11 protein-coding genes are annotated in these 12,351 nt (G+C 62.9%); 7 read left to right on the forward strand and 4 right to left on the reverse strand.

Features of this window, described 5'->3' with window-relative positions:
- Positions 1-67: 67 nt before the first annotated feature.
- On the forward strand, positions 68-1,768 hold the full coding sequence (locus C2L64_RS37810; protein ID WP_007576774.1) for a dihydroxyacetone kinase family protein: 1,701 nt from the start codon (positions 68-70) through the stop codon (positions 1,766-1,768).
- 11 nt (positions 1,769-1,779) lie between these two features.
- Here the strand turns inward: C2L64_RS37810 and C2L64_RS37815 are convergent, their stop codons facing one another.
- On the reverse strand, positions 1,780-2,784 hold the full coding sequence (locus C2L64_RS37815; RefSeq protein ID WP_007576776.1) for an aliphatic sulfonate ABC transporter substrate-binding protein: 1,005 nt from the start codon (positions 2,782-2,784) through the stop codon (positions 1,780-1,782).
- 267 nt (positions 2,785-3,051) lie between these two features.
- On the opposite strand from C2L64_RS37815, the gene C2L64_RS37820 reads away from it, so the two are divergent.
- The 5 genes from C2L64_RS37820 to C2L64_RS37840 all read left to right on the forward strand — a co-directional run bounded on the left by C2L64_RS37820 (position 3,052) and on the right by C2L64_RS37840 (position 8,630).
- Positions 3,052-4,047 carry an ABC transporter substrate-binding protein gene (locus tag C2L64_RS37820; RefSeq protein WP_039899685.1) on the forward strand — a complete coding sequence of 332 codons (996 nt, stop codon included), beginning with the start codon at positions 3,052-3,054 and terminating at the stop codon, positions 4,045-4,047.
- A gap of 26 nt (positions 4,048-4,073) precedes the next feature.
- On the forward strand, positions 4,074-5,120 hold the full coding sequence (locus tag C2L64_RS37825; RefSeq protein WP_007576780.1) for an ABC transporter permease: 1,047 nt from the start codon (positions 4,074-4,076) through the stop codon (positions 5,118-5,120).
- Positions 5,114-5,926 carry an ABC transporter ATP-binding protein gene (locus tag C2L64_RS37830; protein WP_007576782.1) on the forward strand — a complete coding sequence of 271 codons (813 nt, stop codon included), beginning with the start codon at positions 5,114-5,116 and terminating at the stop codon, positions 5,924-5,926. Before C2L64_RS37825 ends, C2L64_RS37830 begins: the two co-directional genes overlap by 7 nt.
- 40 nt (positions 5,927-5,966) lie before the next feature.
- Positions 5,967-7,007, forward strand: a complete 1,041-nt coding sequence (locus tag C2L64_RS37835) for an ABC transporter substrate-binding protein (RefSeq protein ID WP_007576785.1) — start codon at positions 5,967-5,969, stop codon at positions 7,005-7,007.
- A gap of 510 nt (positions 7,008-7,517) precedes the next feature.
- Entirely contained in the window at positions 7,518-8,630 is a 1,113-nt protein-coding gene (locus tag C2L64_RS37840; RefSeq protein WP_007576787.1) for a sensor histidine kinase, read from the forward strand.
- Between the two features lie 11 nt (positions 8,631-8,641).
- On the opposite strand, the gene C2L64_RS37845 is transcribed toward C2L64_RS37840, so the two are convergent.
- Entirely contained in the window at positions 8,642-9,277 is a 636-nt protein-coding gene (locus tag C2L64_RS37845; RefSeq protein ID WP_007576789.1) for a DUF1003 domain-containing protein, read from the reverse strand.
- 308 nt (positions 9,278-9,585) lie between these two features.
- On the opposite strand from C2L64_RS37845, the gene C2L64_RS37850 reads away from it, so the two are divergent.
- A complete protein-coding gene (locus C2L64_RS37850) occupies positions 9,586-10,407 on the forward strand; it encodes an alpha/beta fold hydrolase (RefSeq protein ID WP_007576791.1) in 822 nt (273 codons plus the stop codon).
- Between the two features lie 93 nt (positions 10,408-10,500).
- Here C2L64_RS37850 and C2L64_RS37855 read toward each other — a convergent pair whose 3' ends face one another.
- Together C2L64_RS37855 and C2L64_RS37860 are read right to left on the reverse strand one after the other, a co-directional pair.
- Complete coding sequence (locus C2L64_RS37855) at positions 10,501-10,980, reverse strand: hypothetical protein (RefSeq protein WP_007576793.1); 480 nt, start codon at positions 10,978-10,980, stop codon at positions 10,501-10,503.
- Between the two features lie 133 nt (positions 10,981-11,113).
- Positions 11,114-12,319, reverse strand: a complete 1,206-nt coding sequence (locus C2L64_RS37860) for an acyl-CoA dehydrogenase family protein (protein WP_007576795.1) — start codon at positions 12,317-12,319, stop codon at positions 11,114-11,116.
- Between the last annotated feature and the right edge of the window lie 32 nt (positions 12,320-12,351).

The following is a 12,351-nucleotide window of genomic DNA, read 5'->3' on the forward strand; positions in this document are numbered from 1 at the left end:
TGTCGAACGGGCAGAAAGCGACAGAAAGAAGCCTTATAAATCAATGGATTAGGGGCTGTTCAAGGCCATGAAAAAGCTGCTGAACGATCCGTCGCGTGTCGTGCGCGAGATGCTCGAAGGTCTTGAGATGCTCGCGCCCGACACCGCGTTGCTGCGCGACGCGAACGTCGTCGTGCGGCGCGATCTGCCTGAGCCGCATGCGAGGCGCGTCGCGATCATTTCGGGCGGCGGCAGCGGACACGAGCCCGCGCACGCGGGCTATGTCGGCGACGGCATGCTGGCAGCCGCCGTGTGCGGCGAGGTGTTCACGTCGCCGTCGACGGATGCCGTGCTCGCCGCGATTCACGCGTCGGCGGGACCGAACGGAGCGCTGCTGGTCGTCAAGAACTACACGGGCGATCGCCTGAACTTCGGCCTCGCCGCCGAGCTGGCGCGCGCCGAGGGGATTCCCGTCGAAGTTGTCGTGGTGGCCGACGACGTGTCGCTGCGCAACACCGTCGAGCGCGGGCGGCGGCGCGGCATTGCGGGGACTGTGTTCGTGCATAAGATCGCGGGCGCGGCGGCTGCGGCGGGCAAGACGCTCGCGGACGTGGCGGCGATTGCGCGCAGTGCGGCCGATGCGATCGGCACAATGGGCGTCGCGCTCGACGGCTGCACGCTGCCCGCGACGCAACAGTCGAGCTTCAGTCTCGCGGACGACGAGATCGAACTGGGCCTTGGCATCCACGGCGAGAAAGGCGTGCAACGCACGAAGCCGATGCCTGCGGATCAACTGACGGACACGTTGCTCACCGCGATCACCGACGATCTGCAACTGGCGAGCGGTGAGCGCGTTGCGTTGCTGGTCAATGGTCTGGGCGCGACCACGCCGATGGAACTGGCCGTCGTCGCGCGCGCGGCGATCAATGGACTCAAGCAGCGCGGACTGCGTATCGAGCGCGCATGGTGCGGCACGCTGCTGTCCGCGCTGAACATGCCGGGCTGCTCGATCTCGGTGATGCGCGTGGACGACGAACGCCTTGCGCTACTCGACGCTCCGACGAAGGTCGCGACATGGCCGGGCGCAGGACGCGTGAATGTCGATGGCGCGACGGGTATCGCGTCGGGCGCGGTGGACGATGCTGTTGCATCGTCGCGTGAAGCTGCCGTCGAACGCACGCCGTTGCAGCTTGCGTTCGACGCCGCTGCGCGCGCCTTGATCGACGACGAAGCGCGTCTGACCGAACTGGATTCGAAAGCGGGCGACGGCGACCTCGGCTCCAGCATGACGCGCGCGGGCGAAGCCGTGCTGGCGATTCCCGCCACGGCATGGCCATCGGCGGCCGATGCGCTCGCGGATCTCGCCGTCACGCTGCGTCGCGCGATTGCGGGCAGTTCCGGGCCGTTCTACGCGACGGCGTTGCTGCGCGCATCGCGCCGTCTCGGCGAGAGCAATGCACCCGCAGCGTCCGATTGGGCCGCTGCGTTCGATCTGGCTGTCAAAGCGATCTCCGAGCTAGGCGGCGCGCAACCCGGCGAGCGCACGATGCTCGATGCGCTGCGGCCTGCGGCGGATGCGTTCACGGAAGCTACAGGTCGCGGAGAATCGCTTGCTGCTGCATGGGCTGCAACCGTCGATGCGGCGGAGAAGGGCGCGGCATCGACGGCTTCGATGATGCCGCGCGTCGGACGCGCGAGCTATCTCGGCGAGCGTGCTGTGGGCGAACCCGACGGCGGCGCGGTGGCCGTGGTGTGCTGGCTGCGCGCGTTGACGCCGTTCGTGCGCTAACCGTTCATGCGCTAGCTGCCGATGGCTTTCGCCCGCTTCGCCGCGAAGTCCCACAACTGCGCCTGATTCGTCTCGACGCGCGCGGGCAACAGACCATTCTTGTAGAACGCATCGGCAATGATCTGCTGCTCGCTGTAATTCTGCACGGCTACTGCCCGCACCATATAACTGCGCCGCGAATTCGCGCGTTCGATCGTGGTCGCGTCGAGGCCCCATATCGGCGCAAGTGTTTTCGCTGCGTCATCGGGGTGCGCGCGCAGCCATTCGCCCACTTCCTTCAGTTGATCGAACACGACCTGAACCACTTCGGGATGCGCATCGGCGAACGTGCTCGACGCGAGATAGTAGCGCTGATACGAAGCAAGCCCGTCGCCATTCGCAAGAATGCGCACATCGGCGTTTTTGTCGACGGATGCGACATACGGGTCCCACGTAATCCAAGCATCGACGCTGCCGCGCTCGAATGCCGCGCGGCCATCGGCGGGCGTGAGATAGCTGATCTTGACGTCGGTCGCTGTGAGGCCTGCTTTGTTCAATGCCGCCAGCAACAGATAGTGGCTGCCCGCCGCTTTCGTCACCGCGATGCGCTTGCCCTTCAGATCGGCGAGCGCGTGCAACGGGCTGTCCTTCTTGACGATGATCGCCTGCGCGCCGGGCGAAGGCGCTTCCTGCGCGACATACACGAAGCGCGCATGCGCGGCCTGCGCGAAGATCGGCACAGTGTCGGCGACGTCGGCGCTGAAATCGACGGCATCGACATTGAGCGCCTCCGTCAACGGCAGGCCGCTCGTGAACTCGTTCCACGAGATGCGCACGTTGAGCGGCGCGAGTGCTTTTTCGAGCGAGCCGCGTGCCTTGAGCAGCGTAATGAGCGTCGACGATTTCTGATAACCGATGCGCAACGACACAGGCGCGCCATTAGCGTTGGACGCTTGCGCGAAGCTCTGCGCCGAGGTCAGCGCAAACAGGGAAGCCAGTGCGATGCGGGCGAAGGCCCGTCGTGTGATAGACGCCATACGTGTGTTCCGTTTTCTGTGTTGAATTAGGCGAAGCAGTGGATCGATTCGCCATCGTAGCAACGGAACCGACGCTTCCTAAGCGAATGTTTCAGCTATTGATTGCACGCTTTTCGATAAGCGTAGGCGTGTTGTTCATCACGCTCGACACGTCATTCAAAAGATGCAAAACATAAATATTGCTGTGAGATAAACATATATAAATAGAATAATTCTCACCGTGGTCCTTCGTCGCTACGCTTGCCTGCATATCGACTGTGAGGGCCTATGAGCGCTTCTGTTCCAACGTCTTTTTCTGCGCGGCGGCGCGTGCTTCGCGCGCTCGCGGCGGCGCCTGCCGTCGCTGCGTTTTCCGCATCGATCGCGCGTGACGCGCGAGCAGCCGACGCAGCATCGACCACGATCGTGCTCGGCGATCAGGCAGGCGGCACGCGTGCGCTCGCCGAAGCCGCAAAGGTACTCGACGGCACGCCGTACGCGTTTCGCTGGGCCAACTTCCAGGGCGCAGCGCCGCTTTTCGAAGCGCAACGCGCGGGCGCTGTCGATCTCGCGCCCGCTGGCGATCTGCCCGTGCTCGCCGCTGCCGTCGGCGATCCGACCTTGAAGATCGTCGCGACGCGTGTCGGCTCCGGCGCGCAACTCGGCATTCTCGTTGCGCAGGATTCGAAGATCCGCACGGTCGCGGACCTGAAGGGACGCACGGTGTTTATCTCGTCGGCGCGCGGCAGCATTTCGCAATTCCAGCTGTACGGCGCGCTGGCTGAAGCGGGATTGTCGAAAGACGATGTGTCCGTGCGCTTCATTTTGCCCGTCGATGCATTCGCGGCATTCGCGTCCGGTTCGATCGAAGTGTGGGCGACGTTCGATCCGTACTACGGCATCGCGGTGCAACGCGGCGGGCGGGTTCTGCGCGACGGCACGGGCATCAACAGCGGCCTGGGCTTCATCACGGCCTCGGGCGCCGCGCTCGCCGACACGCGCAAGCGCGCGGCCATCGCAGATGTTCTGCTGCGTTATCAGCGCGCTGGCGACTGGGCAGTCGCGAATGCCGACGCCTACGCGCAAATCTACGCAACCCTCACGCGCTCGCCGCTCGACGCCGCGAAGCAGATCACGAAGCGCGCGTCGCTCAAACAGCACTTCGTCTCCGACGCCGACATCGCGGCGCTGCAAAAGGTGGCGGACGCCGCGTATCGCGATGCGATCCTGCCGCGCCGCATCGACGTGCGCGCGATTTCGGATACGACCATCGGCAACGCTTAAGCCGCTTTTTCAAGGAGCGTATCGACATGTCCTCACACACTCAGGCAATCGATCTTGCGAGTCTGCAGGCAGACGAAGCCGCTGCGCCGCGCGACGTCCGCGGGCAGATTGTCGCCGCGCTGGCGGCCCTCGCGTGGCTGGGCGGCGCGGCCGTAACGCAATGGTGGCCGGCGGCCGACGACTGGCCGTACACGCGCGAACTGCTGATCCTGAAGCTCGCGCTGGCGGCGTTATCGGCGGCAATCGGCACGCGTGCGTGGCTGACGAACGGCGCTGTCAAGCCGCAGGCGGACACAAAACGCGCACGCATCGACACATGGATCGCGGCGGGACCCTGGCTGCTCGCGCTCGCCATCGGCATTACCACGTGGGAGTTGGTCACGGCGCAGCTCGAATGGTTGCCGCGTCCGTTCTTCGCGCCGCCTCAGGCATTGATCGCGGTGTATTTCGACGATTTGCCGAGACTCGCGGCGAGCGTCGGGCATTCGTTCGTGTTGCTGGCTTATGGCTATGCACTCGGCGCGCTGACGGGTTTCACGATTGGCGTGAGCATCGGCTGGTCGCGTGCCGTGGGTTACTGGCTGCACCCTGTGCTGCGTCTGATCGGCCCGTTGCCCGCGACCGCGTGGTTGCCCCTCGCATTCTTCTTCTTTCCATCGAGCTTCAGCGCAAGCGTCTTTCTGATCGCGCTCGCCACCGCGTTTCCCGTTGCGGTGCTCACGTGGTCCGGTGTCGCGAGCGTGAACTCCGCTTACTACGACGTCGCGCGCACGCTCGGCGCACGCGCTTCGTTCCTGATCCTGCGCGTGGCGATTCCTGCCGCGTTGCCGTCGGTGTTCGTCGGATTGTTCATGGGGCTGGGCGCATCGTTCTCCGTGCTGATCGTCGCCGAGATGATGGGCGTGAAGGCGGGGCTTGGCTGGTATCTGCAATGGGCGCAAGGCTGGGCTGCGTACTCGAACATGTATGCCGCACTGCTCGTGATGGCGCTGATGTGCTCCGGGCTGATCACGCTGCTGTTCAAGGTGCGCGACCGTCTGTTGGCCTGGCAAAAAGGATTGCTCAAATGGTAGCCGCTACTCAAGCGTCGCACGCGCATGCAGATGCGCGGCAGGGCGCGCGCATCGACGTGCGCAACGTCAGTCATCGTTTTGCATTGCGCGGCGAAGCGCTCGCCGTGCTCGACGACATCAGCCTCACTGTCGAGCCGGGCGAATTCGTCGCGCTGCTCGGACCGAGCGGCTGCGGCAAGTCCACATTACTGCGTCTGGTCGCGGGGCTCGATGCGCCCGCACACGGCGCGCTGCATGCGAACGGCGAGCCGATTGTCGGGCCGGACCCATCGCGCGTCGTGGTGTTTCAGGACCCGACGCTGTTTCCGTGGCGTACCGTGCGCGACAACGTCGGTCTCGGTCCTGAGGCGCAACGAACGGGACGCGATCGCGCATCGCGCGACAGTGCGGCGAAGCGCATCGACGCCGCGCTCGAACTGGTTGGCCTGGAAACATTCGCCGATGCGTTTCCGCATCAGCTATCAGGCGGCATGGCGCAGCGCGCGGCGCTGGCGCGCGCGCTCGTCAACGATCCGCAACTGCTGGTGCTCGACGAGCCGTTCGGCAAGCTCGATTCGCTGACGCGCATCCGCATGCAGGGCGAACTCGTGCGCTTATGGCAGGCCGCGCGCTTCTCGGTGCTGCTCGTCACGCACGACGTCGAAGAGGCCTTGTATGTGGCGAACCGCGTGATCGTGCTGAGCGAACGGCCGGCGCGCATCGTCGCGGAAGTGCGCAACGACGCGCCGTATCCGCGTCATCGCGACGACCCGAAACTCGTCGCGCTGCGCCGCGAGGTATTGGCGCAACTCGGCCTCGTCGCATGACGCTGCAAACAACCACATCACGCATTGGGACAACAACGACATGAAAACCGACGACAAGATTGACCATCCAACGCCCGCCAACGCATCACGCCGCGCATGGCTGCGCAAGACCGCGTGGACGGCGGGCGCTGCCGCGCTGGGCGGCGCATCGTTCCTGCCGGGCATGCGCGCCGTCGCCGACGAGAACCTCAAGCCGCTCAAGCTCTCGTGGAATGCAGGCGCAATCTGCACCGCGCCCGTGCCCGTCGCCGTCAAACAGGGGTTCTTTCGCAAGCATGGCCTCGACGTCGAACTGATCAACTTCGCCGGTTCGACCGACCAGTTGCTCGAAGCGATCGCCACGGGCAAATCGGATGCGGGCGTCGGCATGGCGCTGCGCTGGATCAAGCCACTGGAGCAGGGCTTCGACGTGAAGCTGACGGCGGGTATCCACGGCGGCTGCATGCGGCTGCTCGCGACGAAAGCGTCGGGCATCGTCGATCTGCAAGGCCTGAAAGGGCGCACGGTCGGCGTGAGCGATATGGCGAGCCCCGCGAAGAACTTCTTTGCGATCTCGCTCAAGAAGATCGGCGTCGATCCCGACAATGACGTGCACTGGCGGCAATACCCCGCGCCGCTGCTCGGCGAGGCGCTGAAAAAAGGCGAAGTGCACGCAATTGCAGACGGCGATCCGACCATCTGGACGCTGCGCGAGACCGATCATTTGCAGGAAGTGTCGAACAACCTGTGCGGCGAGTATGCGACCCGCGTGTGCTGCGTGCTGGGCGTGCGCGGTTCGCTGATTCGCAAGGACCGCGCGACCGCGCAGGCGTTGACGCAGGCGCTTCTCGAAGCGACCGAGTGGACGGCGAATCATCCTGCCGAGGCGGCGACGATTTTCTCGTCGAATGCACCGGGCGCGGACGTCGCGCAATTGACGGCGATGCTGAAGAGCCACACGGACCATCATCATCCCATCGGCGACGCGTTCAAGAAAGAGATCGCGTTGTATGCCGACGATCTGAAGTCGGTCGGCGTGATCAATGCGGGAACGGACTCGAACCGATTCGCGACCCGCGTGTTCTCGGACGTGCTCGCCTGAGCGATTGGGGCCTGGTTGGCGGCACGCAACGTGCCGTTTGTCTTCGACGCAGTTGGTGCTTTGCGGTCTTAACCGCGAAGCACAACGACGCCTCTCATGACGGTGCAATGTCGAATTCGGTTCACTTCGACCTACACGCCACCGTGCAAATCCGATAAAAATTCCCGCTCGACGAAAGCTTGCGCTACGCGCGCGCGTCATATTGACGGCCATCGACAGGCGTCAGCTTCAATTCTGCTTTCAGTGCCTGTCAAGTCGCACGTCTCACTACCGGCACTGGAATAAATATCGGTGAGACGTGTTAACGAGAGTTCGGGACGCACAACGCGAGAATCGCGCCCCGCCCGGACAGCCATGCTCGAAACGCCTGCAACGAGAGGCGGTTCGAAGCACGGTCCGCTATTCGGGGTGAGCTGCGCTGCAAAGCAGGACGCCGTGGGCTTGTGCCGCGTTGCCGTCCCCGCATAGAGCGCGATTTGACCAATCCGATTCCCCGCTCTCGACATGAACATGGAACGCGTGTCTTTTCTCGGCAAGCAGAACCCCTCTCTGACGCTGGCGCTCGCGGGCGGACTGGCGTTGATCGTCTTTCTGGTCGATTCGTTCGGTCACTTTGCCGCGGCGATCATGGTGTTGTATTCGATCGTCGTGATGCTGGTGGCCACCGTCCTGTCGCGCCGCGGCACGCTGATCGTCGCGATTGCCTGCATCTGGGCAACGGTGATCGGCTTTCTGATCGGGCATCTCGACGAAGAGTCATTCTCCGCACTCGCACGCGCCACGGTGGCCTGTCTGTCGATCATCGCGACGACGGCCCTGACGTTGCGCATCCAGGCGGATGCCGCGCGTCTCGCGGAGCAGGTGCGCGAACTGAACCAGACGCACGACGCGCTGAACCGTTCGACAACCGAGCTTGCACATGCCACGCGCGTCACGATGCTCGGCGAGCTGGCGGCGTCGATTGCACATGAAGTCAGCCAGCCGCTCGCCGCGATCACGACGCATGGCGAAGCGGGCCTGCGCTGGCTGCGGCGCGAAACACCCAATCTCGATGAAGCGTGCCACGCGTTCGAAGCCATGGTGAGCAATGCGCGTCGTTCAAGCGAGATCATCCGTCGCATACGCGCGTTGGCCAGCAAGAGCGAACCGACGTTTGCGCCGCTTGGCATCAATAGTCTCGTCGTCGAAACGATCGACTTGCTGGACCGCGAGGTCAAGCGATACGGCGCTGTCGTGAAGATGGACCTGTCGCCGGGCGAGTTGACGGTGAACGGCGACCGCGTGCAATTGCAGCAGGTTCTGATCAATCTGGCCGTCAATGGATTGCAGGCGATGTCGTCGATTCAAAACCGGCCGCGCGAACTCAGGTTGCACACACGCATCGAGGAAGGGAGGCGCGTTTCTATTACGGTCGAAGACTCCGGCGTGGGCATTTCACCCGAGGTCGCAGCGAAACTCTTTAGCGCTTTCTTTACGACGAAAACAGAGGGAATGGGTTTGGGGTTGTCGATCTGCCGGTCGATTGTCGAAGGACATGGCGGCTCCATCTCGTGCGTGACACCCTCGACGCACGGCGCAAGCATGCAAATCGCGCTTCCTGTGCCTGTTCTTGCCGAGGCGTGAGCCGCGCAAGGTTACGTTGCTTTCACGTGCTTGTCGCGAGTGAGTTTCTCGTGAACGTCCTGCGTGAGTCGCGCGATCTGTTCGGTGAGATCGCGCGTCAACTCCGTTAGCTCGGTGTTCTGTCGCAGAAGCGCCTGCATTTGCTCGGTTTGATGCGCAAGCGCCTTGTCGCGCCGTTCCGCAGCAAGCGCCAATGCTTCGCGATGACGCGCGTCGGCGTCCGCATGCGCCTTGTCGCGATCGGCCTGACGCGTCTGAGCGAGCAGGATCAACGGCGCTGCATATGCCGATTGAAGGCTGAACGCCAGATTCAAAAGAACGAACGGATACACGTCGAAACGTGTCACGCCGCACACGTTCAATCCAATCCATATAGCGACGATCAAGGTTTGGGACAACAGAAACGTTGGCGTGCCGAAGAAGCGTGCGAACGATTCCGCCTTCAGCGCAAACCAGTCGTTACCGAAGACGGTTGAAAGATGCGCATAAGGAAAGTGAAAACGCAGATGATCGCGTGGCTGGTCATCGTGCTCAATATGATTCGCGGCCGTGTCGCCCTGCGACGCAAGACCCTTGATGTTGCTTTCCATGATGATAGTGGGAATGAATGCTGGAATTGAATAACGGATGCACAACGTTTCGCGCATCGAATGTATGCAGACTGTAGAGCTTCGTTGCCGCGCCGGGTTATGCAAATGCACGCCGCGATTCAGGTCCGCACGGCCTGTGCGCGAGCCGCGCCCAAATGCATCGAACGCGAATGGTCGTGCAGATACCAAAGTGTCGGGGCGATACACAACGCCCGTCTCACGATAGCCTGGATACTGGATTGGTACGCGATGCACTGGCCGCGATAAAGATCGCACAGCGCGAAGCGCGTATTTCGCCGTGTCGCGTTCGTCGGATCGACGAAGGGAGCGACGGCTGAATTGGCATCAATCCAGGAGTTCAGGTAATGGCTACGTTTGTATTGAAAGATGGCACCCAGCTTTTCTATAAGGATTGGGGTTCGGGACAACCGGTCGTGTTCTCACATGGCTGGCCGCTGAATGCCGACGCGTGGGACGCGCAGATGATGTATCTCGCGGAAAAGGGTTATCGCGTGATCGCCCATGACCGGCGCGGGCATGGCCGTTCGAGCCAGCCGTGGGACGGCAACGACATGAGCCGCTACGCGGACGATCTCGCGGAACTGATCGAACATCTCGATCTGAAAGATGCGGTGCTGGTCGGCCACTCGACGGGCGGCGGCGAAGTCGCGCGCTATATCGGCCGGCACGGCACGCAACGTGTGTGCAAGGCCGTGCTGATTTCCGCCGTGCCGCCGCTGATGCTGAAAACGCCTGCCAATCCGGGCGGCCTGCCGATTTCCGTGTTCGACGACATCCGCAAGGGCGTGATCGAAAACCGCTCGCAGTTCTTCAAGGATCTGGCGTTGCCGTTCTATGGCTTCAATCGCGAAGGCGCGAAGCCGTCGCAGGGCACGATCGACGCATTCTGGTATGCAGGCATGCAATGCTCGATCAAGAGCGCGTACGACTGCATCAAGGCATTCTCGGAAACGGACTTCACGGAAGACCTGAAGAAGATGACCGTGCCGACGCTGGTGCTGCAAGGCGACGCGGATCAGATCGTGCCGCTGGACGATTCCGGCAAGCTCTCGTCGAAGCTCGTTCCGAACGGCAAGCTGAAGATCTACGAAGGCGCGCCGCATGGCATGTGCACGACGCATGCGTATCTCGTCAACGCCGACCTGCTGCAGTTCATTCAGGAATAACAGCAGACGCCTGCAAGTCCTGTCGGGTATCCGGGCACCGACAGGATCTGGCCGTTACCCGTGACGCAAGCCATTGCGCCACGGGTAACGGCGTTATTGCTCCTGCTCTTCGGTGGTTGTATGCATCGGGCGATGGTCGCTATACAAGCCGTAGGCGCGAGCTTCGTTGATGTCGACGATACGCAATCCACTCGAAGTGAACGCACGTGCTTGCATGGAGTGCGCACGCCGACGCGTCAGCATCGCGGCGATGCCTGCGAATGCCGCGCCGACCATCGTGCCTGCGGCGCCGCAAATCAGCGAAGCGAGTGCCTGTTTGATATCGGCTTCGAGGCCTGTGCCCGTTGCGGAATAAAAGAGTGTAGGGCCGCATAGCAGGCCCCATGCGCCACCCCAGAACGCGCCCGTTGCGCTCCAGTACTTGACGCGCGTTCGTGCGGAATCGTATGCGCCTCGCAAATCGAACGGGCATGCAGACCGTTCAGCAACAGGCGATTCTTCCAATGCATTCAAGCGTGTGCCCGTTGGGCACCGCGTCGACACGAGGGTCAACCGTTTGCTTCGATCGTTCACGATCGTCTCCTGATCGTCTGATTCGCATGGCGCCGCATCGATGTCGCACGGCGGTGTGTGAATGCATTGTCAGGTGAATGGAAGCTCGAAAATGTCGAATTGGCACGACGTTCAAGTGGTTTGCACGGTCGCGCTATTGGAGCGACGCGAACGCCGCGCGCCCGAGATTGCCAAGCACCGTGTCGTTCTGCGGCGTGTGAATGCGCGCGCACAGTACGTCGCGATAATGGCGTTCGAGCGCGTTGTTGCGGCTCAAACCCGGGTTGCTGCTCGCTTCGAGCGCGAACTCGACGGCTTCGATTGCGTGCTGGCTCACGAGGTATTTGATCGTCGGCGCTTCCGTTGCGCTCACGTGGCCGGCCGCGCCCGCATCGAGCAACACGCGATTGTTGAAGAGCAATGCGTCGATGCGTCCTACCGTCTGCTGAAAACTGTCGAGGCTCGACAGCGGCGCATTCAGGCTCGACGGCACGCGTTGCGCTGTCCAATGCACGAACCAGTCGCGGGCCGCGCGCGCGACACCGTCGTAGATCGAAGGCAACAGCACGTTCATCCAGAGACTGGTGACAGGGTCCATGCCGTTTGATGGACCGGGGAATTGCAGATCGACAGCGTGATCGAGCGGCACGCGCACATTGTCGAAGATGACTTCGTGACTGCCCGTCGCGCGCATGCCGAGATGATTCCACGGTTCGCCGAAGCGGATGCCGGGCGTGTCGCGATGCACGAGCCATGTGCCGACGCGCGGCGACGCTTCATCCGTGCGGCCCCATACAGCAAACCATGTCAGCCCTGGGCTGCCTGTCGAGTAGAGCTTGCGGCCGTTCAATATCCAGTGGTCGTTTTCCTGTTTGCCGACGGTACCCGGCAGCCCGCCGCGCGACGGCGAACCGAGTTCCGGCTCGACGCGCAGCGAATTGATGAGCGCGCCGCGCTCGACGGCGTCGCGCGCAATGCGTTCTTTGAGTGCGATCGGCCAGTTGGGATTCGCCTGCAAACGCAGATGGTAGAGACATTGCATCACGACGATCAGCGCTGTCGAAGGCTCGCCGCGCGCAATTGCACGTATCACCTTCAACGTTTGCGCGAGCGTCGCTTCGCGGCCACCGAGCGCGCGCGGCACCGTCAACGAAAGCAGTCCGGCGCGGCGCAGCTTCGCGAGGTTGTCGTGTGGAAAATGCGGCCCTGCGTCGAGCGCGGCGGCGCTTGCGGCGAACTCATCGGTCAATGCAGCGAGCCAGGCATCGGCATGCGGACTGTCGAGATCCGCGAGCGCCTCGAGGGCATCGGCGTCGCGCTCGGTATCGATGAGTGCACTGTCGGGATGGCGGCGTGTCATATCGGACTCTGTGTGTCGATGGAGCTAGACAA

Source organism: Paraburkholderia hospita, assembly GCF_002902965.1.
Lineage (GTDB): Bacteria > Pseudomonadota > Gammaproteobacteria > Burkholderiales > Burkholderiaceae > Paraburkholderia > Paraburkholderia hospita.